Annotated in this window: 19 protein-coding genes; 7 read left to right on the top strand and 12 right to left on the bottom strand. The window is 60.1% G+C overall.

Annotated elements, in window-relative coordinates; all coding sequences use genetic code 11:
- Positions 1 to 90: 90 nt before the first annotated feature.
- The 4 genes from CAF87_RS23400 to gpmI all read right to left on the bottom strand — a co-directional run bounded on the left by CAF87_RS23400 (position 91) and on the right by gpmI (position 5,191).
- Positions 91 to 867 carry a divergent polysaccharide deacetylase family protein gene (locus tag CAF87_RS23400; protein ID WP_085733282.1) on the bottom strand — a complete coding sequence of 259 codons (777 nt, stop codon included), beginning with the start codon at positions 865 to 867 and terminating at the stop codon, positions 91 to 93.
- A 2-nt stretch (positions 868 to 869) separates the two neighbouring features.
- On the bottom strand, positions 870 to 2,189 hold the full coding sequence (locus CAF87_RS23395; RefSeq protein WP_085712771.1) for a S41 family peptidase: 1,320 nt from the start codon (positions 2,187 to 2,189) through the stop codon (positions 870 to 872).
- Between the two features lie 34 nt (positions 2,190 to 2,223).
- Entirely contained in the window at positions 2,224 to 3,528 is a 1,305-nt protein-coding gene (locus CAF87_RS23390) for a murein hydrolase activator EnvC (RefSeq protein WP_085733281.1), read from the bottom strand.
- A 136-nt stretch (positions 3,529 to 3,664) separates the two neighbouring features.
- Positions 3,665 to 5,191 carry a 2,3-bisphosphoglycerate-independent phosphoglycerate mutase gene (gene gpmI / locus CAF87_RS23385; RefSeq protein WP_085733280.1) on the bottom strand — a complete coding sequence of 509 codons (1,527 nt, stop codon included), beginning with the start codon at positions 5,189 to 5,191 and terminating at the stop codon, positions 3,665 to 3,667.
- A 153-nt stretch (positions 5,192 to 5,344) separates the two neighbouring features.
- Here gpmI and CAF87_RS23380 point away from each other — a divergent pair, with 153 nt between their 5' ends.
- The 3 genes from CAF87_RS23380 to secB all read left to right on the top strand — a co-directional run bounded on the left by CAF87_RS23380 (position 5,345) and on the right by secB (position 6,563).
- Positions 5,345 to 5,758 carry a rhodanese-like domain-containing protein gene (locus tag CAF87_RS23380; protein ID WP_085702705.1) on the top strand — a complete coding sequence of 138 codons (414 nt, stop codon included), beginning with the start codon at positions 5,345 to 5,347 and terminating at the stop codon, positions 5,756 to 5,758.
- Between the two features lies 1 nt (position 5,759).
- Positions 5,760 to 6,014 carry a glutaredoxin 3 gene (grxC, locus tag CAF87_RS23375; protein WP_085712775.1) on the top strand — a complete coding sequence of 85 codons (255 nt, stop codon included), beginning with the start codon at positions 5,760 to 5,762 and terminating at the stop codon, positions 6,012 to 6,014.
- A gap of 63 nt (positions 6,015 to 6,077) precedes the next feature.
- Positions 6,078 to 6,563 carry a protein-export chaperone SecB gene (gene secB / locus CAF87_RS23370; protein ID WP_085733279.1) on the top strand — a complete coding sequence of 162 codons (486 nt, stop codon included), beginning with the start codon at positions 6,078 to 6,080 and terminating at the stop codon, positions 6,561 to 6,563.
- A gap of 65 nt (positions 6,564 to 6,628) precedes the next feature.
- Here secB and CAF87_RS23365 read toward each other — a convergent pair whose 3' ends face one another.
- A complete protein-coding gene (locus CAF87_RS23365; RefSeq protein WP_041071426.1) occupies positions 6,629 to 7,084 on the bottom strand; it encodes a tRNA (cytidine(34)-2'-O)-methyltransferase in 456 nt (151 codons plus the stop codon).
- Between CAF87_RS23365 and CAF87_RS23360 the strand changes: the two genes are divergently transcribed.
- Positions 7,083 to 7,523 (top strand): hypothetical protein, encoded by a 441-nt coding sequence (locus CAF87_RS23360; protein ID WP_085733278.1) that lies wholly within the window; start codon positions 7,083 to 7,085, stop codon positions 7,521 to 7,523. The genes CAF87_RS23365 and CAF87_RS23360 overlap by 2 nt on opposite strands.
- 410 nt (positions 7,524 to 7,933) lie before the next feature.
- Here the strand turns inward: CAF87_RS23360 and ntrC are convergent, their stop codons facing one another.
- The 6 genes from ntrC to glnA form a co-directional block, all read right to left on the bottom strand.
- The gene (gene ntrC, locus CAF87_RS23355; RefSeq protein WP_007952518.1) at positions 7,934 to 9,370 is read right to left on the bottom strand and encodes a nitrogen regulation protein NR(I); all 1,437 of its coding nucleotides are present in this window, start codon (positions 9,368 to 9,370) and stop codon (positions 7,934 to 7,936) included.
- A complete protein-coding gene (gene glnL, locus CAF87_RS23350) occupies positions 9,367 to 10,452 on the bottom strand; it encodes a nitrogen regulation protein NR(II) (protein ID WP_085733277.1) in 1,086 nt (361 codons plus the stop codon). Before glnL ends, ntrC begins: the two co-directional genes overlap by 4 nt.
- Before the next feature lie 231 nt (positions 10,453 to 10,683).
- Complete coding sequence (locus tag CAF87_RS23345) at positions 10,684 to 11,307, bottom strand: DUF4124 domain-containing protein (protein WP_085733276.1); 624 nt, start codon at positions 11,305 to 11,307, stop codon at positions 10,684 to 10,686.
- On the bottom strand, positions 11,304 to 11,813 hold the full coding sequence (locus CAF87_RS23340) for a DUF4124 domain-containing protein (protein ID WP_085733275.1): 510 nt from the start codon (positions 11,811 to 11,813) through the stop codon (positions 11,304 to 11,306). Before CAF87_RS23340 ends, CAF87_RS23345 begins: the two co-directional genes overlap by 4 nt.
- Before the next feature lie 97 nt (positions 11,814 to 11,910).
- Positions 11,911 to 13,200, bottom strand: a complete 1,290-nt coding sequence (locus CAF87_RS23335) for a toxin-antitoxin system YwqK family antitoxin (protein ID WP_085733274.1) — start codon at positions 13,198 to 13,200, stop codon at positions 11,911 to 11,913.
- A gap of 129 nt (positions 13,201 to 13,329) precedes the next feature.
- Positions 13,330 to 14,736 (bottom strand): glutamate--ammonia ligase, encoded by a 1,407-nt coding sequence (gene glnA, locus CAF87_RS23330; RefSeq protein WP_085712782.1) that lies wholly within the window; start codon positions 14,734 to 14,736, stop codon positions 13,330 to 13,332.
- Between the two features lie 328 nt (positions 14,737 to 15,064).
- Here glnA and thiI point away from each other — a divergent pair, with 328 nt between their 5' ends.
- On the top strand, positions 15,065 to 16,519 hold the full coding sequence (gene thiI / locus CAF87_RS23320) for a tRNA uracil 4-sulfurtransferase ThiI (RefSeq protein ID WP_085733273.1): 1,455 nt from the start codon (positions 15,065 to 15,067) through the stop codon (positions 16,517 to 16,519).
- A 139-nt stretch (positions 16,520 to 16,658) separates the two neighbouring features.
- Positions 16,659 to 18,479, top strand: a complete 1,821-nt coding sequence (typA, locus tag CAF87_RS23315) for a translational GTPase TypA (RefSeq protein ID WP_085733272.1) — start codon at positions 16,659 to 16,661, stop codon at positions 18,477 to 18,479.
- Positions 18,480 to 18,593: 114 nt separating this feature from the next.
- Here the strand turns inward: typA and CAF87_RS23310 are convergent, their stop codons facing one another.
- Positions 18,594 to 19,031: a YkgJ family cysteine cluster protein gene (locus tag CAF87_RS23310; protein ID WP_007961740.1), complete on the bottom strand. Its 438-nt coding sequence runs from the start codon at positions 19,029 to 19,031 to the stop codon at positions 18,594 to 18,596.
- Positions 19,032 to 19,289: 258 nt separating this feature from the next.
- Between CAF87_RS23310 and CAF87_RS23305 the strand changes: the two genes are divergently transcribed.
- The gene (locus CAF87_RS23305; protein ID WP_085733271.1) at positions 19,290 to 21,740 is read left to right on the top strand and encodes a glycogen/starch/alpha-glucan phosphorylase; all 2,451 of its coding nucleotides are present in this window, start codon (positions 19,290 to 19,292) and stop codon (positions 21,738 to 21,740) included.
- Positions 21,741 to 21,788 lie beyond the last annotated feature (48 nt).

Genomic DNA, 21,788 nt, shown 5'->3' with positions numbered 1-21,788 from the left:
CGTGGAGGTCGCTGACACTTGCAAGGCTGACTATCCCGACTGGGCCAAGTCTTCTTGCGGTAACTATGTGTGACGGTTGTTTCAGGGCATTTATCGGTAGACACCGTCTTTGCCATGAGCGGCCGTGGCGCGATTGCTGCGCACACTGATCATCTGCTTGATGTCGATCCACTCGATGCCTTGAGCTTTCAACTTCGGCAGCTCCCGCTCCAGCACCGCCAGCGTCTGTGGATAAGGATGGCCGATCATCACCGCCGAACCCTGTTTGCGCGCCAGGTTGATCGCGGTCTGCAACTGGCTGTAGATCGCCGCTTCGGTGCGCTCGTCATCGAGAAACACGTCCCGCGAAACGCTTGCCAGATCGATCTTCTGTGCCTGTTGCGCAGCGACCGTTTGCGCGCTGGTGCGGCTGTCGACGAAGAACTTGTGGCGGCGCTGCAACTCACCCATCAACCATGCCATCGCCACAGGTTGTGCGGTCATGCGACTGCCCATGTGGTTGTTGATGCCTGCGGTGTACGGGACCATTTTGAATGCAGCGTTCAGCCGTTTCTCAAGTTCTTCGATGGGCAGTTCAGGATGCCAGGCAAACGGGCCGGTGGCCGGGTCCATCGGCATGTGCAGGATCACGATCTTGCCGGCGCGATGGGCTTCGCGGGCAAATTCGGTAGCGTGCGGGGTGTCGGGCATGATCGCCGTGGTGACCGGTCCGGGGAGGGCCAGCACACGACGATCCCGGGGCAGATTTTGCCCCAGGTCGTCGATGATCAGTGTCAGGTAGGCTTTTTGTGGTGTTGGTCTGGCGGGCTCTGCGTGAGCAGCCCCCACCAGACAGCACAGCAGGACAAAGACGAAACGCAAAGACATCCTCAACGGCCGGACGTGATGCTCAGGCCTTTGAGCAGGCTCAGGGCCTGGGCCAACTGGTAATCGTCATCCTGTGGCATGGCTTTCGGTTTGCCACCGGAGCCGGTCGGTTTGTCCGCGCCGCCGTTGCCGTTGCCCAAGTGACCCTGCAGGTCGGCTTCCTTGAAGTAGTCGCCGTCCGCCTCGTTGGTGATCTTGGCCTTGCGCACTTCGATGTCCGGGACGATGCCCTGGGCCTGGATCGAGCGGCCGTTCGGCGTGAAGTACAGCGCGGTGGTGATCTTCAGCGCCCGGTCGTTGTTCAGCGGCAGCACGGTCTGCACCGAGCCTTTGCCGAAACTGGTGGTGCCCATGACCACGGCGCGTTTCTGGTCTTGCAGGGCGCCGGCGACGATTTCCGAGGCCGAGGCACTGCCACCGTTGATCAGCACAACCATCGGCACTGCTTCGCTTTCGTCCTTGCCGGTGGCGGAGAAACGCAGCTCGGAATTGGCGATCCGGCCCTTGGTGTAGACGATCAGGCCTTTGGTGATGAAGTGGTCGACCACTTCCACCGCCGCCTGCAGCACGCCGCCCGGGTTGTTGCGCAGGTCGAGAATGATGCCGTTGAGCTTCTTGCCGTTGTCCTTGCGCAGTTTGGCCAGGGCCTTGGAGACTTCCTCGCCGGTCTTGACCTGGAACTGGGTGATGCGGATCAGGCCATAACCCGATTCGAGCAGTTGCGCCTTGACGCTCTTCACCTGGATCACTGCGCGGGCCAGGGTCACGTCGAACGGCGTACCGCCGTCGCGGACCAGGGTCAGGGTGATTTTCTGGCCGATCTTGCCACGCATCTTGTCCACGGCTTCGGTCATGGTCTGGCCGCGGGTCGGCGCGCCGTTGATCTTGACGATGAAGTCGCCGGCCTGGATGCCGGCCTTCGATGCTGGCGTATCGTCGATTGGCGACACGACCTTGATGAAGCCGTCTTCCGAGCCGACTTCGATGCCCAGGCCGCCGAACTCACCGCTGGTGCTTTCCTGCAGCTCGGTGAAATCTTCCGGGCCGAGGTAGGCCGAGTGCGGGTCGAGGTTGCTGAGCATGCCTTTGATGGCGTTTTCCAGCAGGGTCTTGTCGTCCACCGGTTCGACATAGGCGGCCTTGATCCGGTCCATGACCTCGGCAAAGGTGCGCAGCTCTTCCAGCGGCAACGGGGCCTTGGAAGTCGCGGCAGTGCCTGCCGGAGCGACAGCCGGAGCCGGTTGAGCGGCAAACGCCAGAGGCGCGCCGATCACCAGGGCGATCGTCAGGGCCAGCGAGGTAAGACGGGACAAATGCAGCATGTCGAACGAACTCCTAAAGTTGGTGACTCAACGCCTATCCTTGCGCGCGGCACCATTGCGCCGGATCACTCGGGTGACCCTGCTGACGAATTGCGAAATACAGCGCTGGTGTGTCCTGCCCACCACTGCTACCGACAGTGGAGATGGACTCACCGGCTTTTACCACGTCACCAGCCGACTTCAGCAGCGTCTGGTTATGACCGTAAAGGCTCAGAAAACCGTTGCCGTGGTCGAGGATCACCAGCAGCCCGGCACCGCGCAACCAGTCGGCAAACACCACGCGCCCGCCGTGTACGGCGTGCACCTGGCTGCCGGCGGAGGCGCTGATCATCACGCCATCCCACTTGGTTCGGGCATCGTCGCCACGGGTTTCACCGAAGCGTGCCAGCAGTCGACCATCAACCGGCCATGGAAGTTTTCCCCGGGTGGCAGCAAAAGGGCCGCCGAACGTCTCGCCGCTGCTGGAAACCAGCGCACCAGGTGTGGGTCTGGCTTGTTTGCGTGGGGCGTCGCTGGTGTCCGAGTCCGCATCGGCGCGGGCCTGGGCCTCACGCAAACGCTTTTTTTCGGCTTCCTGCTGGGCGATGAGCGCTTTCTGTCGCGCTTCTTCTGCCTCACGGGCCTGGCGGGCCAGGGTTTCTTCAATGGTTTTAAGGACTTTAGTCAGGTCTGCCTGATCCTGCTCGCGGGCGGCCAGTTTCTGATCGCGCGCTTTCACGTCGTCGTTGAGCTTGGCCAGCACCTGCTGGCGCTCCTTGCGGACCTTGTCGAGTGCGTCGCGCTGGGTATCCAGATCGCTTTTCTGCACCAGCAACTGGGCTTGCTGGGCCGAGATGTCTTTTTCGACATTGGCCAGCTGGCGCAGGGTTTCGTTGAAATTCTTCAGCTGTTCCAGGCGGGCCTGGCTCAGGTAGTCGTAATAGGTGAGGGTGCGGGCGAATTTCTCGGGATTCTGCTGATTGAGCAGCAGCTTGAGGTATTCCTGGCGACCGTTCTGGTAGGCCGCGCGGGCCTGGATGGCAATCAGTCGTTGCTGTTCAGTGCGCGCGCTCTGGAGTTTTTTTTTCTCCGCATCGAGCCGCTGCAGCTCGGATTCGCTCTTCTTCAGCTCTTTTTGCAGGGCGTCGACCTGTTTCTCGAGATTGCCCATCTCGGTTTCGGTGCCCTTGAGCTCTTTCTGTACGCCGGATTTTTCCTCCTGGAGCTTGCCCAGCAGCTTTTTCAGCTCGGCGATGTCCTGACGCGTGGCGTCCAACTGTTGTTGGGTTTGCGCACGCTCGTCAGCGAAGGCCGGTTGGAGCAGGCATGTCAGAGCGAGGGCGATCAGGACGCGGAGCATAGGGGCGGGCGGCACCAGGGTAAGGGACGGCCTAGTATGCCCGCCCCACGCGGCAAAAAAAACGCCTCAAAGCCAACTGCTTTGAGGCGTTCGTCATAAAAAGCCGTTTCAGGCTGATTACAGGGCGTTTTTGATATCAGACCAGAATCGAAGTGCCAGTCATTTCCACTGGTTTTTCCAGGCCCAGCAGTTTGAGCATGGTCGGCGCCACGTCCGCCAGTACGCCGCCTTCGCGAACCTTGAGGTCGCGTTTGCCGACGTAGATGAACGGCACCGGCTCGGTGGTGTGCGCAGTGTGCGCCTGGCCGGTGGCTTCGTCGGCCATTTGTTCGACGTTACCGTGGTCGGCGGTGATCAGCGCTTCGCCGCCGACCTTTTCCAGCGCTTCGACGATGCGGCCCACGCAGGTGTCCAGGCATTCCACGGCTTTCACCGCCGCCTCGAATACGCCGCTATGGCCGACCATGTCGCCGTTGGCGTAGTTGACCACGATCACGTCGTAACGCTGGTGCTCGATGGCATCGACGATGCGATCAGTGACTTCCGGCGCGCTCATTTCCGGCTGCAAGTCATAGGTGGCGACTTTCGGCGACGGGATCAGGATGCGTTCTTCGCCCGGGAACGGCTCTTCGCGACCGCCGGAGAAGAAGAAGGTCACGTGGGCGTATTTCTCGGTTTCGGCGATACGCAGTTGAGTCTTGCCGTTCTTCGCCAGGTAATCGCCGAGCACGTTTTCCAGGCTGCCCGGTGCAAAGGCTGCGGGTGCCGGGATGCTGGCGGCGTACTGGGTCAGGCCGACGTACTGCACTTTTGGCTGGCGTGCGCGCTCGAATTCCTTGAAACCGTCTTCGACAAACGCACGGCTCAGCTCACGGGCACGGTCGGCGCGGAAGTTCATGAACACCACGGCGTCGCCGTCTTCAATTTTTACCGGTTCGCCGATGCTGGTGGCTTTGACGAATTCGTCGCTCTCGCCACGGGCGTAAGCGGCTTCCAGGCCTTCCTGAGCGGTGGCGGCGTTGAATTCGCCTTTGCCATCAACGATCAGGTTGTAGGCCTGGGATACGCGATCCCAACGGTTATCGCGGTCCATGGCGTAGTAGCGGCCGATGAGGCTGGCGATGCGGCCCTTGCCGAGGGCTTGGAAGGTCGCGTCGAGCAGTTCGATCGACGAAGCAGCGCTTTTCGGTGGCGTGTCACGGCCGTCGAGGAAGGCGTGCAGGTAGATTTTTTCGGCGCCACGCTTGAAGGCCAGTTCGGCCATAGCGATCAGATGGTCCTGGTGGCTGTGAACGCCGCCGTCCGACAGCAGGCCCATGAAATGCACGGCCTTGCCGGCGGCCACGGCCTTGTCGACGGCGGCGCAGATGGTCGGGTTCTCGAAGAACTCGCCGTCGCGGATCGCTTTGGTCACGCGCGTGAAGTCCTGATACACCACGCGGCCGGCGCCGAGGTTCATATGGCCGACTTCGGAGTTGCCCATCTGGCCGTCCGGCAGGCCGACGTCCATGCCGCTGCCCGAGATCAGGCCGTTCGGCACGGTGGCCCACAGGCGATCCAGCACAGGCTTTTTGGCCGCGAAGACGGCGTTGGATTCGGGGCTGTCGCTGTGACCGAAGCCGTCGAGAATCATCAGGACCAAAGGTTTAGGCGTGGTAGTCATGGAATCCACTCGTGGCTAATAAAGAAGAGGGCGATGGAAAAGGGAGTTGGAGTTTAAAGCGAAGTTCCGACCGCGTCACCGCCGGACGGGGTTTGGCCGACCATAGTGGCTGTGTATACTGGCCGACATTTTAACGCCCTGGAACCTCCTTCGATGGTTGCTCACCTGATTGAATTTGCCACTAACCACTACATTCTTGTCGGTATCTTCGTCGTACTGCTGGCATTGCTGCTGGCGCACACAGTGCAGGGCGGCGGTAAAAGCCTGAGCACGGGCGAGCTGACCGCACTGGTCAACAAGGAAGCCGGCGTGGTCGTGGACATCCGTCCGAGCAAGGAATACGCCGCCGGTCACATCGTTGGCGCGGTGAACATTCCCCAGGACAAGCTGGCCGCCCGTATCGGCGAGCTGGAAAAACACAAGGCCAAGACCATCATTCTGGTCGACGCCCTGGGCCAGACCGCCGGCACTCATGCCCGTGAGCTGATGAAGGCCGGCTTCACCGCCGCCAAGCTGTCCGGCGGGATTTCCAGCTGGAAAGGCGACAACCTGCCGCTGGTGAAGTGATATGAGCGAAGTCATCGTCTACTCCAGCGATTACTGCCCTTACTGCTCGCGCGCCAAGTACCTGCTCGCGAACAAAGGCGTGGCCTTCGAAGAGATCAAGGTCGATGGCAAGCCGCAAGTGCGCGCCGCCATGGCCCAGAAGGCCGGACGCACGTCCGTGCCGCAGATCTGGATCGGCGACACCCACGTCGGCGGATGTGACGATTTGTACGCCCTGGAGCGCGCCGGCAAGCTCGACGCGCTGCTCAAGGCCTGACCTGCTGCACGCTCTACCGAACACCAAGAACCCTACAAGACCCGAGATCAGAAAGGATCTGAGATGACTGACCAACAGAACACTGCAGCCAGCGAAGAAGAAACCGCACCGCAATTCTCCTTGCAGCGCATCTACGTACGCGACCTGTCCTTCGAAGCCCCGAAAAGCCCGGCGATCTTCCGTCAGCAGTGGGACCCGGCGGTCGGTCTGGATCTGAACACCCGCCAGAAAGCCCTGGAAGGTGATTTCTACGAAGTCGTGCTGACCCTGTCCGTCACCGTGAAGAACGGTGAAGAAGTTGCCTTCATCGCTGAAGTGCAACAGGCCGGCATCTTCCTGATCAAGAACCTGGACGCGGCTTCGATGAGCCACACTCTGGGTGCGTTCTGCCCGAACATCCTGTTCCCGTACGCTCGCGAAACCCTGGACAGCCTGGTGACCCGTGGTTCGTTCCCGGCCCTGATGCTGGCACCGGTGAACTTCGATGCCCTGTACGCGCAAGAGCTGCAGCGCATGCAGGAAGCCGGCGAGACCCCGACCGTTCAGTAAGCGGTCGATACAACAACGAAAAAAGCGCCGTTACAGGCGCTTTTTTCTTGGGCGATCGTATGGCGTTACTTGAAGTCGTTCTGCCGCCACGCTTCATACACGGCCACTGCCACTGTGTTGGACAGGTTCAGGCTGCGGCAACCCTCGCGCATCGGCAGGCGCAGGCGTTGTTCGGCGGGCAGGGCGTCCAGCACTTCAGGCGGCAGGCCACGGCTTTCCGGGCCGAAAATGAAGGCATCGCCGGGGACGAACGCGGCATCGTGAAACGGTCGCGAACCCTTGGTGGTGAAGGCGAACAGCCGAGGGTGGCCGAGGCTTTCCAGGCAACTGGCCAGGTCGGCGTGGCGTTGCAGAGTGGCATACTCGTGATAGTCGAGACCGGCGCGACGCAGACGCTTGTCATCCATCTCGAAGCCCAGCGGTTCGATCAAATGCAGGTGGCAGCCGCTGTTGGCGCACAGCCTGATAACGTTACCGGTGTTCGGTGGAATTTCCGGTTGAAAAAGGATGACGTGAAACATGCACGGCTCCGAAGGTAAAGATGACGCGCATTCTACGCCGCAAGCCGACCCGCGTTCGAAACTATTCCTGCGGGTAATGGCGTCACTGGCGATCGTCGGTGTGATGGTCGGGATGATGATCGGCCGCTTGACCACGCCTGACCCGAGCGTCTTGCAGCAGGTCGAGGTGATCGATGGGGGGCTGGCGGTCTGGTTCAACAACGAGCCGAAGCTGCACGGCGAGATCGTCGATGGCAGCGTTGCGTTGCTGTTCGAGGCCGAAGGCAAGGTGCAGAAAGGACAGCTCAAGTTCAACGGCAAAGACGTGAACTGGCGGACGCGGTTGAGTGACGGGGGATTGTTGCTGACGCTGGTGGCGGCGCGGCCGCTGCAGGGCGACTGGGCCGGCCAGGCGGTCGATGACCGCTGGCGGCTGGAGATCCATCTCCGGGAGCAATAAAAGAGGGAATCCCCGGCCTGCCTGTACCAAGGTTCCCGAAACGGGTGGGCTCATCGCATCGCGTTCTGAGCCGGTGTAAAGAAGGAACCCCTGACCTGCCTGTATCAAGGGCCCCAAAAGGGTGGACTCGATGAGTCCGGTGTAAAGAGGGGAATCCCCGGCCTGCCTGTACCAAGGCCCCCGAAAGGGTGGGTGAATCGAATCACCTGATGGAGTTATTGCAGGGGGCGTGCCAGGTTTTCTCGTTTTGAAACAATAAAGCCCGACACAATGACGAAGGCCCCGTAATACGGGGCCTTCGTCTTTCCACAGGATGGAATTTTCAGGGGTTTTCAGTGCAAGCCTGAGCCGGTGGCCGTGCCCGATTACGGGTCACGGTGCCTTTCGGCGGTGCAGACTGGCGCTCAATCTCAGCCTTCATCACCCTCGTCGTCATCCCCGCCATCGACCTTCATGCCGAGCTCCTTGATCTTGCGGGTCAGGGTATTGCGGCCCCAGCCCAGCAGCACCGCAGCATCACGACGACGCCCGGCGGTGTGCTTCAACGCCGTCTCGATCATGATTCGCTCGAACGCCGGCACCGCGCTGTCGAGCAGGCTCGACTGGCCGCGCGCCAGAGCCTGATCGGCCCACTGGCGCAGCGCCTGTTCCCAGTTGGTCACCGGTGCGGAGTCCTGCGGCAGGCTCAACAGTTCCGGCGGCAGGTCGCTGATGTGCACCTCGCGCCCGGACGCCATCACCGTGATCCAGCGGCAGGTGTTTTCCAGCTGACGCACGTTACCCGGCCATGGCAGGTTTTTCAGGTATTCCTCGGTCTCGCTTTTCAGCAGCTTCGGTTCGACCGCCAGTTCTTGCGCGGCGCGGCTGAGGAAGTGCTTGGCCAGGGTCGGGATGTCTTCGCGGCGATCCGACAGGCGCGGGATGTGGATGCGGATCACGTTGAGGCGGTGGAACAAGTCCTCACGGAATTTCCCGGCGTGAACCAGAGTTTCCAGATTCTGGTGGGTTGCAGCGATGATCCGCACGTCGACCTTGACCGGCACGTGCCCGCCGACACGATAGAACTCGCCATCGGCCAATACCCGCAACAGTCGGGTCTGGGTGTCTGCCGGCATGTCGCCGATTTCATCGAGGAACAGCGTGCCGCCGTCGGCTTGTTCGAAGCGGCCGCGACGCAGGTTGGCCGCGCCGGTAAACGCGCCTTTCTCGTGGCCGAACAGCTCGGATTCCATCAGGTCTTTCGGAATCGCCGCCATGTTCAGCGCGATGAACGGCGAGGCCGCGCGCGGGCTGTGGCGGTGCAGGGCGTGAGCCACCAGTTCTTTACCGGTGCCGGATTCGCCGTTGATCAGCACGGTGATGTTGGAGTGGCTCAAGCGCCCGATGGCGCGAAACACTTCCTGCATCGCCGGTGCTTCGCCGATGATTTCCGGGGTGCGGGTCAGGGTCGGCGCGACTTCCAGGCCCTGTTGTTCCTGGGCGTGCTGATTGGCGCGTTTGACCAGCGACACCGCTTCGTCGACATCGAACGGTTTTGGCAGGTACTCGAAGGCGCCGCCCTGATACGAGGCGACAGCGCTGTCCAGATCGGAGTGAGCGGTCATGATGATGACCGGCAGTCGTGGGTGTTGCTCGCGGATGCGCGCCAGCAAGTCCAGGCCACTGGCGCCGGGCATGCGGATATCGGAGATGATCACATCCGGCTGCTGGCGGGCCAGGCGGCTCATCACGCCATCGGCACTGTCGAAGCTCTGGGTGGTCATGCCTTCCTGTTGCAGGGCTTTTTCCAGAACCCAACGGATAGAACGGTCGTCATCGACGATCCACACTGTTTCACTACGGCTCATGTCGATGTGGCTCCTTGTTCCAGTGGCAGAAAGATCGAAAACGTGGTGTGGCCTGGATGGCTGTCACACTCGATCAGGCCCTGGTGCTGGCTGATGATGTTCTGGGTGATGGCCAGGCCCAGCCCGGTACCGTCCGGACGGCCGCTGACCATGGGAAAGAAAATGGTTTCCTGGAGTTCCGTCGGGATCCCCGGGCCGTTGTCGATGATCTCGATCTTGGTCACCAGGCGATGGCGGATGTGGCCGATGGTGAACTGGCGCATGGCGCGGGTGCGCAGGCTGATGCGGCCCAGGCGCAGCTCGTTCTGGCTGCTGATCGCCTGCATCGCGTTGCGCACGATGTTCAGCACGGCCTGAATCATTTGCTCGCGGTCGATCAATACGTCGGGAATGCTCGGGTCGTAATCGCGCACCAGCGTGATGCAGCCCTGGCTTTCGGCCTCGACCAGTTGGCAGACACGCTCCAGCACCTCGTGGACGTTGCACAGGGCCAGCGACGGCAGTTTGTTCGAGCCGAGCATGCGGTCGACCAGATTGCGCAGGCGGTCGGCCTCTTCGATGATCACATTGGTGTAGTCGCGCAGGCTGTCTTCCGGCAGCTCCCGGGCCAGCAATTGCGCTGCGCCACGAATACCGCCCAGCGGGTTCTTGATCTCGTGGGCGAGGCCGCGCACCAGCATCTTGCTGGTTTCCTGTTTGGACAGTTGTGCCTCTTCCTTGGTGATCCGCAGCAAGCGATCACGGGGATGCACTTCCAGCAACAGCAGGGTCGCGCCGTTGCTGAGGATCGGCGTCACCGCATAGTCCACGGTGAGTGTCTGGCCGGTGAGGGCGGTGAGCATTGCTTCGCGCTTGGTGAACGGATGAGCCTGTTCCACTGCCTGGCGCAACGAATTGAGCGCCTCGGTGGACTCGGTGAACAGCTCGCTGATGAACTGGCCATGGCTGCGCTGACCGCTGATGGCCAGCAGCATCTCCGCCGCCGGGTTCATGTACTCGAGGCGCAATTCGGCATCGAGCAGGATGGTGGCGGTGGTCAGGTTGTCGAGCAACAAACGGTGGAGTGCGTCGCTTATGGTCATCAGGACCTCTTTTGGAGCAAGGCGTGCGCAAGGAACCAAGCGCCGATATCAGGAAAATGCAAAAACCAAACCAAGGCTCCGAAAAGAAGCGTTCGCCCCCTGAAACGGGCGTTTTACGCTCGTTTGCGTGGCGATCCGCCAGCCCTGTCGGGTACTTTTGAACCAAAATGGGTTGCAATGTGGGTAGGGTGCAGACTGCTGCACCAATATAGTGCGCAAAGCTGAACGGCGTTAGAAGAAACGCAGGAAGGGATTTTTCGGTTCGACGGGTTTGTCCTTCAGCGGGCATTCGGGGCGGACGCCGTAGTCGTCGGTGGAGCAAGGTTTGACCTGGCGTTTCTGTGCCAGCGAGATGCGCTGCATGTGGAACGGCTGATTGGCTGTGCGCTCGACGATACGATCCTGTGCGTCGAGGATCTCCACCGACAGGTTATGGCTGCCGCGATCGATATTGCTCAGCGGGAATACCGGGCTCAGGCCGGGCTCGCCGGTGGCCTGGCCGTCCAGCAGCAGGCGATAGCGATGACCTTTTTGCAGGCCAGGTTCGCTGGTGATGCTGACGATCAATTCGCCGGCGCTGCTGCGGATGGTGGCGTCCGGCTCGGGGATCAGCACGCGTAGCATGTCGTAGCGGAACAGCGGTTGCTCCGGTGATTTTTTAGCCGTGATGATGGGCGCCGCCCCGGTCGGGTTCGAGGCCATGCGATTGCTGGTGGCCAGCGGTACACGCTTGGCATTGCCCCGTGGTTGATCGGTGTAAACCCGGTTGCCCTGCGAATCGACATAAGTGAAGACCTCGGCAGATGCGCCGAACGCAAACAGGGCCAGACACACAGCGATCAATCTGCGAGTCATGGCTTGTGCACCCGTTGCACAGTGAGGACCACAGCCGGACTCTGTTGAATGATCGCCTCGCCATCGATCACCTGAACCGCCAGCCGATGCTCGCCCCGGTCAACGTTCACCAGTTGCAGGATCGGCACGTTGCTCGGCTGGCCATAAGGCGCGTTGTCCAGTAGCAGGCGCAATTGATGTGGTGGTTGCAGGCGCGGCTCGATCTGCACGCTGACAGTGAACGTGCCGTTGTTGGCGCGCAGAGCCTCTTCAGTGGGCAGGCCGGTCAGTTCCAGCACCTCATAGGCATTGCGCGCAGGTGCACGGCTGGCCGTGTCTGATGACGGCGCACTCGGTGCCTGAGGCTGGACGCTATTGAGCGGCGGCAACTCCACCGGCTGCGCCTGCACCCCGTCTGGCGAGTGATCGCTGTACACCGTGTTGCCGTTTGCGTCGTTGTATTTGTAGATCTGCGCAGCGGCGGGCAGGGCGATCAGCAGCAGGATGTAGAGAAAGGTGCGACCCATGAAATCGACCGGAAAAGAAAACGATGGGTTGCAGCATAGGCCAGGGACGGCTTTTAGCCCAACCGGGACAACATCCGTTCATACAAACGCCCCGGATTTACTGTGAGGTGCTCGGCGTAACCACATTTTTACGGGCGGCGGACAGGGAACCGGCCTTGTAGTGCTCGATGAAGAGCAGCACACCATTGGCGTCGACTTCGCGCAACTCGCCTTCCTTCTTGTCTTCAGCGAAGTGGACGCTCCGGCTGTGGCCATTGTCCGTCTTGGTCACCCAGAGGCCTTCGCGTTTGCCATCGCGATATTCGCCGCGCTCGGTAGTACCACGGAGAGTCAATTCACTGGGGCCGTTGAGTTGGCCGTGGGCATAGGTCTGGAATCCTGTGGCGACCCATTCCAATTCGTCGTAGTTGTGAAGCTGCCAGCGGCCCTCGCGCAAGTCATTGTGGTAGTCACCCTCCAGAATTTGACCATCCTGGTACAGACTCCACTGTCCCTCTCGTTTGCCCTCTACGAAATTGCCGGACTCCGAGTATTTTTCGTCTTTGGAGGACGACCACGGACCGATTCGCACACCTTGCTTGAAAGCCCCTTGGGCCGAGATCGATACGGAATCATAAGACACTGACTGGCCGTCTTCGCCGCCAGTGAATCTGGTCGGTTCGGTTTCCCAGGCAATGCGCCTGACCCGGTAGTTGTAGAGCGTGCGGTTACCCTCGACGAGGGTCTTGTCTAGCCAGCGCCAGAAGGTAACGGTGAGAAACCGGCCGTCTTTTTCCTGGTAGGTCTTCTTGAAAAAGTACGGCTCGTCATCTGGCGTCGGGTTGTTCAGTGGGTCGTAGTACTGGCCGTAATAGCTCACCAGTTTCCCTTGGCTGAGATCGAGCTGGTCGAATTCCGGTATACCGGACTCTTCAAGGAGGAGGCTGTAGTTGAGCGGGGTGATCTGGCTCAGCGCTTTCTTGATGGTCAGGGCGTCGAGGTGCTTGTGGCCTTCAGTGATACGGTCCAGCGCTGGCTGCAGTCGCGTGACGCGGCTATAGAGTTGATCGTTGGCGTTGTACTTGTAGGCGTAGATCCTGTAGCCGTCGCTTTGCCGAAAAAGCACGAAGCGAGTGGGATCCTCACTGTCGAGCGACATGAGAAAAACCGACTCGATACTCGCCTGGCCGAAGTCATCAAGCAATTGCGGACGTTCGCCCGGTGTCTTGCAACGGCAGTAATAGTCTTTGACACCGCTGGCTTCCTTGATGAACGCCAGGGTCATCGAGCTCTCCTGCAAGCCCTGAATCAGCGGGTGAGCCAGCGGCTTGTTTTCATAGAACTCGGCAGCGCCGGCTGTCGAGCAGGCGAGACCGGCCATCAGGGCGATAACCCGTAACCACTTCATGCGAATCCCTTCGTCAAGGCGCCGGTCATGGCGCGAAAGCGGCGGATTATCCATGGATGAGCGGGCACAAAAAAGGCCTCCCGAAGGAGGCCTCTCTTTTGTCACGCCGCGTAGCGCAGCGCTACCGGATCAGCAGCTGTAGTACAGCTCATATTCCAGTGGGTGTACGAAGGTGCGAACCTTGATTTCTTCTTCGGATTTCAGCGCGATGTAGGCATCGATGAAGTCGTCGGAGAACACGCCGCCCTTGGTCAGGAACGCGCGGCCCTTGTCCAGCTCTTCCAGGGCTTCTTTCAGGCTGCCGCAAACTTGCGGGATCTCTTTCGCCTCTTCAGGCGGCAGGTCGTACAGGTTTTTGTCGGCAGCATCGCCTGGGTGGATCTTGTTCTGGATACCGTCCAGACCGGCCATCAGCAGTGCTGCGAAAGCCAGGTACGGGTTGGCAGCCGGATCCGGGAAACGTGCTTCGATACGACGGCCGCGTGGGCTGTTGACGTAAGGAATACGGATCGAGGCGGAACGGTTGCGAGCCGAGTAGGCCAGCATCACCGGAGCTTCGAAACCTGGCACCAGACGCTTGTAGGAGTTGGTGGCCGGGTTGGTGAAGCCGTTCAGGGCCTTACCGTGCTTGATGATGCCGCCGATGAAGTACAGGGCGGTTTCGGACAGGCCGGCATAGCCTTCGCCAGCGAAGGTGTTCTTGCCATCTTTGGCGATGGACATGTGAACGTGCATACCCGAACCGTTATCGCCGTACAGAGGCTTCGGCATGAAGGTCGCGGTGCGGCCATAGGCATCGGCCACGTTGTGTACAACGTATTTCAGAGTCTGAACTTCGTCAGCTTTCTTCACCAGGGTGTTGAACTTGACACCAATTTCGTTTTGACCGGCAGTCGCCACTTCGTGGTGGTGAACTTCAACGGTCTGACCCATCTCTTCCAGTGCGTTGCACATGGCGGTACGGATTTCGTGGTCGTGGTCGAACGGCGGAACCGGGAAGTAGCCGCCTTTCACGCCTGGACGGTGGCCCTTGTTGCCGCCTTCCACGTCCTGGTCGGACATCCACGAGCCTTGCTCAGAGTAGATCTTGAACATCGAGCCGGAGATGTCGGACTTGAACTTCACTTCGTCGAAGATGAAGAACTCAGGCTCTGGGCCGGCGAATACGGTGTCACCGATACCGGTGGTCTTCAGGTATTCCTCGGCGCGGTGGGCGATGGCGCGCGGGTCGCGATCGTAACCCTGCATGGTCGAAGGTTCGATGATGTCGCAGACCAGGATCAGGGTCGGCTCTTCGGTGAACGGGTCCAGAACGGCGGTTTCGTCGTCCGGCAGCAGGATCATGTCGGAAGCTTCGATGCCTTTCCAGCCAGCGATGGAGGAACCGTCGAACATCTTGCCAACTTCGAAGAAGTCGTCTTCCAGCGCATCGCGAGCCGGCATGGTCACGTGGTGCTGAGTGCCTTTGGTGTCCGTGAAGCGCAGATCAATCCACTTGACGTCATGATCTTTGATGAGTTGAACCGACTTCGACATAGTGTCCTCCGGGTGGCTTAGGGCTGGTAGTGGATGCCCTTAAATGTTGGTGATGCCGGCGCGAATACTCTGCCAAGGCAACCTGCCTCACAAGGGAGCAAATTGCATGCCAGTGCCCCAGCATGGGTTTTTTGCCCCAAATTCACGCTTATTAAGGTGCGAAACGCATAAAGGCTGAAAATCTCGCCCTTTAATGTAGCGCCACAAGCCGAAAATGACCCGTTTTGGTGCATGCAAAACCTTCTGCACATTAACTGGTTAAACCTTGAGCAATTTCCGCTATAATCCGCGCCCCCCTTTTTCGGCTGGCCCAGCGCGCGCTGTTTTCATGAAACTAATCGTAAAAGTCTTCCCCGAGATCACCATCAAAAGCCGACCTGTCCGGACGAAATTCATCCGCCAGCTGGCCAAGAACATCCGCACCGTGCTCCGCGACCTGGACCCGGCCGTGGTGGTGAACGGCGTGTGGGACAATCTCGAGCTGGAAACCCGCGTAACCGACCCCAAGGCCCTGAAAGAGATGGGCGAGCGCCTGACCTGCATGCCGGGCATCGCGCACTTTCTGCAGATCGACGAGTACCCGCTGGGCGACTTCGACGACATCACCGAGAAGTGCAAGCAGCACTATGGCGATGCACTGGCCGGGAAGATTTTCTCGGTGCGCTGCAAACGTGCGGGCAAGCATGCATTCAGCTCGATGGACATCGAAAAATACGTCGGCAGCAAGCTGCGCCGTGAGTGCGGTGCCGCCGGAATCGACCTGAAAGCGCCGGAAATCGAAGTCCGCATCGAAGTTCGCGACAAACGGTTGTTTGTTATCCACAGCCAGCACAATGGCATCGGCGGCTACCCGCTTGGTGCGCTGGAACAGACGCTCGTATTGATGTCCGGCGGCTTTGACTCGACGGTTGCCGCCTACCAGATCATGCGTCGTGGCCTGATGGCGCACTTCTGCTTCTTTAATCTGGGCGGTCGTGCCCACGAATTGGGCGTGATGGAAGTCGCGCATTTCATCTGGAAGAAGTACGGCAGCTCGCAACGCGTGCTATTTGTCAGTGTCCCGTTCGAAGAAGTGTTGGGCGAAATTCTCGGCAAAGTCGATAACAGTCATATGGGCGTCGTATTGAAGCGTATGATGTTGCGCGCGTCCTCGGCCATCGCCGAGCGTCTGCACATCGATGCGCTGGTCACCGGTGAGGCGATCTCCCAGGTGTCGAGCCAGACGCTGCCGAACCTGTCGGTGATCGACTGCGTGACCGACAAACTGGTCCTGCGCCCGCTGATCGTCGCCCACAAGCAGGACATCATCGACACGGCCAACGAGATCGGCACCGCCGATTTCGCCCGGCACATGCCGGAATACTGCGGGGTCATTTCGGTCAATCCGAAAACCGCCGCCAAGCGTGGTCGCGTTGAGCACGAAGAGCAGGAATTCGACATGGCGGTGCTTGAGCGTGCGCTCGCAAACGCCAGACTGGTGCCGATCGATCGGGTGATCGACGAATTGGGCCAGGATTTGCAAATCGAAGAAGTCAGCGAAGCACTGGCCGGCCAGATCGTCATCGACATCCGTCACCCGGATGCCGCCGAGGATGAGCCGCTGGAGCTCGAGGGCATAGAAGTACAGACGATGCCGTTCTATGCAGTGAACGCACGTTTCAAGGAACTGGACCCTACTCGCCAGTACCTGCTGTATTGCGACAAAGGCGTGATGAGTCGCCTGCATGCTCACCATTTGCTCAGTGAGGGGCATGCCAATGTGCGCGTTTATCGACCGAGCTAAGTGCCCGGGGCTGTTTGCCTGTGGCCTGCGTCACCGGCCCCCCGACACCGCCGTCAAGCTGTAACGGCCATGCCGGACACTACTGCTAATCGCTGCCAAGACTTGTCAGCAAACCGAATCCTCTGATCGAGATACACAAGTGATCGAAAATCTACGCAACATCGCCATCATTGCCCACGTTGACCATGGTAAGACCACCCTGGTAGACAAACTCCTGCGTCAATCCGGCACCCTGGAGCGCAACGAGCTCAACGACGAGCGCGTGATGGACTCCAACGACCAGGAAAAAGAGCGCGGCATTACCATTCTGGCGAAAAACACCGCCATTAACTGGAACGGCTACCACATCAACATCGTGGACACCCCGGGCCACGCCGACTTCGGCGGCGAAGTTGAGCGCGTAATGTCCATGGTTGACTCCGTGCTGCTGCTGGTCGACGCTCAAGACGGCCCTATGCCGCAAACCCGTTTCGTGACCAAGAAGGCTTTCGAAGCCGGCCTGCGTCCAATCGTGGTCATCAACAAGGTTGACCGTCCGGGCGCGCGTCCTGACTGGGTTCTGGACCAGATCTTCGATCTGTTCGACAACCTGGGCGCTACCGAAGAACAACTGGACTTCCAGGTTGTTTACGCTTCGGCCCTGAACGGCATCGCCGGTCTGGACCACACCGCCATGGCGGAAGACATGACCCCGCTGTACCAAGCGGTTGTCGACCACGTTCCAGCTCCGGCTGTTGACCGTGACGGTCCGTTCCAGATGCAGATCTCCGCTCTGGACTACAACAGCTTCCTGGGTGTTATCGGTGTTGGCCGTATCGCTCGTGGTCGCGTCAAGCCGAACACTCCGGTTGTGGCTATCGACGCCAACGGCAAGCGCCGCAACGGCCGTATCCTGAAGCTGATGGGTCACCACGGTCTGCACCGCGTCGACGTTGAAGAAGCAGCGGCCGGCGACATCGTCTGCATCAGCGGTTTCGACGAGCTGTTCATCTCCGACACCCTGTGCGACATCAACAACGTCGAGGCGATGAAGCCTCTGACCGTTGACGAGCCAACCGTTTCCATGACCTTCCAGGTAAACGACTCGCCATTCTGCGGTAAAGAAGGCAAGTTCGTGACCTCCCGTAACATCAAGGATCGTCTGGACAAAGAGCTGCTGTACAACGTTGCACTGCGCGTTGAAGAAGGCGACTCGGCTGACAAGTTCAAGGTATCCGGCCGTGGTGAGCTGCACCTGTCGGTACTGATCGAAACCATGCGTCGCGAAGGCTTCGAGCTGGCCCTGGGCCGTCCTGAAGTGATCATCCGTGAAGTTGACGGCGTGAAGCAGGAACCGTTCGAAAACGTAACCATCGACATCCCTGAAGAATCCCAGGGCAAGGTCATGGAAGAGATGGGTCTGCGTAAAGGCGACCTGAGCAACATGGTGCCGGATGGCAAGGGCCGTGTTCGTCTGGAATACAACATCCCTGCTCGCGGTCTGATCGGTTTCCGTAACCAGTTCCTGACCCTGACCAACGGTGCTGGCATCCTGACCTCGATCTTCGACCGTTACGCTCCAGTGAAGTCGGGCCACATGTCCGGCCGTCAGAACGGCGTTCTGGTTTCGGTTGAAACCGGCAAGGCGCTGACCTACTCCCTGGAAACCCTGCAGGCTCGTGGCAAGCTGTTCGTAGAACACGGCCAGGAGATCTACAACGGTCAGATCGTTGGTCAGAACTCCCGCGACAACGACCTGGGTGTGAACCCAACCAAAGGCAAGAAGCTCGACAACATGCGTGCTTCGGGTAAAGACGAAACCATCGCTCTGGTCCCACCTGTTCGCTTCACTCTGGAACAGGCTCTGGAATACATCCAGGAAGACGAGCTGTGCGAAGTTACTCCTAAGTCCATCCGTCTTCGCAAGAAGATCCTGGACGAAAGCGAGCGTACCCGCGCTGCCAAGAAAGCCAAGGCGTAATTTAGCCCAGGCTTAAAAAAACGCCCCCGGTCGAGAGACCGGGGGCGTTTTTGTTTGTCTGGGCTTTTTTGATATCTCGTTCCCACGCAAAGCGTGGGAACGATCAAGAGCCGATCAGAACTTCTCGATCGACCGCGAATTCTGCACCCGCTCCACTTCCTTCGGCTTGTACGCGCAATATCCCGGGCGCGGGCCGATCTTCGGGTGGTTGCGGCAGGTGTCCGGGCGCTTGTCATAAATGGTGCACAGCCGGCTCTTACGATCCAGGTAGTAGCAATCGTTGTTGCTCATGCGCTGCAGGGTGAAGATCCCTGACTTCTGGTTGAAGCGTTCCACCAGGCCTTCCTTTTGCAGGCGCTTGGCGATGTTCTTCGGCGGGTCGCCCAGTTCGAATTCGTCGACCACACCGATTCGCACCAGATCCTTGATCTTGACCTCGACCGGCAGCGTGCAGCAGCTGGAAACGCACGAGCCGCACATCGGGGCCGAATATTTGGCCCAGGTATCGAGACGGTCGATCTCGGCTGCGGCGATCAGGTTGGGCTTCATCATCGGGGTTTACCAGGCGTGTGCATCAGGGCGCGCGATCATACCGGGACTGGTGGATTTTTGAACAACCTTTCGCCAGATTTTTTCTTTCTGTCATCACTGGGGTAGACAATTCGGCACGGCCCCTGCATTCATTCAGGCATTCGCCAGGGTATTGCCGGACGAACGCTCACTCTCAGGAAAAACTGCCGAACCAGAGCCCCCACCGTCGGTCAGACCGTCTAGGCTCTGACAATTCCCCGCTCGCTCGAGGTCCTATCGATGACTCAAGAACCACTAGTTCGCGAAGCAGAGGTGGCCGCATTCCGCGACGCCGTCCTGACCAAACTCACCTACGCGGTGGGCAAAGACCCGGATCACGCCTTCGACCATGACTGGTTCGAAGCCATTGCGCTGGCGGCGCGCGATCACATGGTCGAGCACTGGATGGACCACACCCGGCAGATCTACCGCAAAGGTCAGAAGCGGGTGTATTACCTCTCGCTGGAATTTCTTATCGGCCGTTTGCTCTACGACAGCCTGAGCAACCTCGGCCTGCTCGACGTTGCCCGTGAGGCGCTGACCGAACTGGGCGTGGACCTGGAGCGCATCCGCCTGCTGGAACCTGACGCGGCACTGGGTAACGGTGGCCTCGGACGGCTGGCGGCGTGCTTCATGGAAAGCATGTCGACCCTCGGCATCGCCGGTCACGGTTATGGCATTCGCTATGAGCACGGGCTGTTCCGCCAGGCCATCGTCGACGGCTGGCAGCAGGAGCAGACCGAGCACTGGCTGGATTTCGGCAACCCGTGGGAGTTCGAGCGGCCGGAGGTCGTCTACACCATCGGCTTCGGCGGCAGCGTCGAGACCGTCACCGATGTCAGCGGCAAGAGCAAACAGGTCTGGCACCCGGCGGAAACCGTTCGGGCAATTGCCTATGACACTCCGGTGGTCGGCTGGCGCGGGGCAAGCGTCAATACCTTGCGTCTGTGGCGCGCCCGGGCGATGGAGGACTTGCACCTGGAGCGCTTCAACGCCGGTGACCACCTGGGTGCTGTGGCCGAAGTGGCTCGGGCCGAAAGTATTTCCCGCGTGCTCTACCCGGCGGACAGCACCGAGGCCGGTCAGGAACTGCGCCTGCGTCAGGAATACTTCTTCGTCGCCGCCTCGCTTCAGGATCTGCTGCGTCGTCATCGCAACATGCACACCTCGGTGCTGACTCTGGGCGATCACGCGGCGATCCAGCTCAACGACACGCACCCCTCGATTGCCGTCGCCGAACTGATGCGCCAACTGGTGGACGTCTACGACGTGGCGTGGGACGCGGCGTGGCAAGTCACCGTCGACACGCTGTCGTACACCAACCACACGCTGTTGCCTGAAGCACTGGAAACCTGGCCGGTGGGGTTGATGGAACGGATGCTGCCGCGGCACATGCAGATCATTTACCTGATCAACGCCCAGCACATCGATTCGCTGCGGGCCAAGGGCATTCACGATTTCGACGTGCTGCGCGCGGTGTCGCTGATCGAAGAGGACAACTGTCGCCGGGTACGCATGGGCAATCTTGCGTTCCTCGGCTCCCACAGCGTCAACGGCGTGTCCGGGCTGCACACGCAGTTGATGCGCAAGACCGTGTTCGCCGAACTGCACAAGCTCTATCCGGAGCGGATCAACAACAAGACCAACGGCATCACCTTCCGCCGCTGGCTGTTTCAGGCCAACGCCGAACTGACCTCGATGCTGGTGGATGCCCTCGGCCCGGATGTGCTGGACAACCCCGAAGAGCGTCTGCTGGACCTTGAGCCGTTCGCCGAGAAAGCAGCGTTCCGCAAGGCCTTCGCCGAACAGCGACTGCACAGCAAGAAAGCATTGGCTTACCTGATTCACGAACGACTGGGGATCGCGGTCAACCCGGCGGCGATGTTCGATGTGCAGGTCAAAAGGATTCACGAATACAAACGTCAGTTGCTCAACCTGATGCACACCGTGGCGTTGTATCAGGCGATTCGGGCCGAGCCTGAAATCGATTGGGTGCCGAGGGTCAAGATCTTCGCCGGCAAAGCGGCGGCCAGTTATCACCAGGCCAAGCTGATCATCAAACTGACCAATGATGTCGCCCGGGTGGTGAACAACGACCCGACCGTGCGCGGTCTGCTCAAGGTGGTGTTCCTGCCCAACTACAACGTCAGCCTGGCCGAGAGCATCATCCCGGCGGCGGATTTGTCGGAGCAGATTTCCACTGCCGGTTTCGAAGCCTCGGGCACCAGCAACATGAAGTTCGGCCTCAACGGCGCGTTGACCATCGGTACCCTTGACGGTGCCAACGTGGAAATGTGCGAGCGCATCGGCGCCGAGCACATGTTCATCTTCGGCCTGAGTGCCCAGCAGGTCGAAGCGCGCAAGCAGAACCACGAGTTCAGCGCCGTGCCGGACATTGCGGCGTCCCATCGCCTCAATGACGTGTTGCAGGCGATCCGCAGCGGCGTTTTCTCGCCGGACGACACCTCGCGCTATACCGGGTTGATCGATTCGCTGGTGGACTACGACCGCTTCCTGGTCTGCGCCGACTTCGATTCTTACTGGGAAGCGCAGATGCGTGTCGACGCGCTCTGGCACGATTCCAACAACTGGTGGCGTTCGGCGGTGCTGAACACCGCGCGGATGGGCTGGTTCTCGTCGGACCGCACGATTCGTGAGTACGCCACGGATATCTGGAAGGCACTGGAGTAACTTTTAGCGACAAATGTGCGCCCGGCCCCACGCTTGTTGGGCCGGGCC

It is taken from the genome of Pseudomonas sp. R38(2017), from assembly GCF_002112395.1.
In the GTDB taxonomy this organism is placed as follows: Bacteria; Pseudomonadota; Gammaproteobacteria; order Pseudomonadales; family Pseudomonadaceae; genus Aquipseudomonas.
The sequence above is the reverse complement of the archived record's forward strand: the minus strand, read 5'-3'. Positions and strand labels throughout refer to the sequence as shown.

What these genes read in the sequence shown, in the direction of transcription:
- CAF87_RS23400 (WP_085733282.1), bottom strand. Translation starts at nt 867, where the DNA reads ATGTCTTTGCGTTTCGTCTTTGTCCTGCTGTGCTGTCTGGTGGGGGCT.
- CAF87_RS23395 (WP_085712771.1), bottom strand. Translation starts at nt 2,189, where the DNA reads ATGCTGCATTTGTCCCGTCTTACCTCGCTGGCCCTGACGATCGCCCTG.
- CAF87_RS23390 (WP_085733281.1), bottom strand. Translation starts at nt 3,528, where the DNA reads ATGCTCCGCGTCCTGATCGCCCTCGCTCTGACATGCCTGCTCCAACCG.
- gpmI (WP_085733280.1), bottom strand. Translation starts at nt 5,191, where the DNA reads ATGACTACCACGCCTAAACCTTTGGTCCTGATGATTCTCGACGGCTTC.
- CAF87_RS23380 (WP_085702705.1), top strand. Translation starts at nt 5,345, where the DNA reads ATGGTTGCTCACCTGATTGAATTTGCCACTAACCACTACATTCTTGTC.
- grxC (WP_085712775.1), top strand. Translation starts at nt 5,760, where the DNA reads ATGAGCGAAGTCATCGTCTACTCCAGCGATTACTGCCCTTACTGCTCG.
- secB (WP_085733279.1), top strand. Translation starts at nt 6,078, where the DNA reads ATGACTGACCAACAGAACACTGCAGCCAGCGAAGAAGAAACCGCACCG.
- CAF87_RS23360 (WP_085733278.1), top strand. Translation starts at nt 7,083, where the DNA reads ATGCACGGCTCCGAAGGTAAAGATGACGCGCATTCTACGCCGCAAGCC.
- CAF87_RS23365 (WP_041071426.1), bottom strand. Translation starts at nt 7,084, where the DNA reads ATGTTTCACGTCATCCTTTTTCAACCGGAAATTCCACCGAACACCGGT.
- ntrC (WP_007952518.1), bottom strand. Translation starts at nt 9,370, where the DNA reads ATGAGCCGTAGTGAAACAGTGTGGATCGTCGATGACGACCGTTCTATC.
- glnL (WP_085733277.1), bottom strand. Translation starts at nt 10,452, where the DNA reads ATGACCATAAGCGACGCACTCCACCGTTTGTTGCTCGACAACCTGACC.
- CAF87_RS23345 (WP_085733276.1), bottom strand. Translation starts at nt 11,307, where the DNA reads ATGACTCGCAGATTGATCGCTGTGTGTCTGGCCCTGTTTGCGTTCGGC.
- CAF87_RS23340 (WP_085733275.1), bottom strand. Translation starts at nt 11,813, where the DNA reads ATGGGTCGCACCTTTCTCTACATCCTGCTGCTGATCGCCCTGCCCGCC.
- CAF87_RS23335 (WP_085733274.1), bottom strand. Translation starts at nt 13,200, where the DNA reads ATGAAGTGGTTACGGGTTATCGCCCTGATGGCCGGTCTCGCCTGCTCG.
- glnA (WP_085712782.1), bottom strand. Translation starts at nt 14,736, where the DNA reads ATGTCGAAGTCGGTTCAACTCATCAAAGATCATGACGTCAAGTGGATT.
- thiI (WP_085733273.1), top strand. Translation starts at nt 15,065, where the DNA reads ATGAAACTAATCGTAAAAGTCTTCCCCGAGATCACCATCAAAAGCCGA.
- CAF87_RS23310 (WP_007961740.1), bottom strand. Translation starts at nt 19,031, where the DNA reads ATGATGAAGCCCAACCTGATCGCCGCAGCCGAGATCGACCGTCTCGAT.
- CAF87_RS23305 (WP_085733271.1), top strand. Translation starts at nt 19,290, where the DNA reads ATGACTCAAGAACCACTAGTTCGCGAAGCAGAGGTGGCCGCATTCCGC.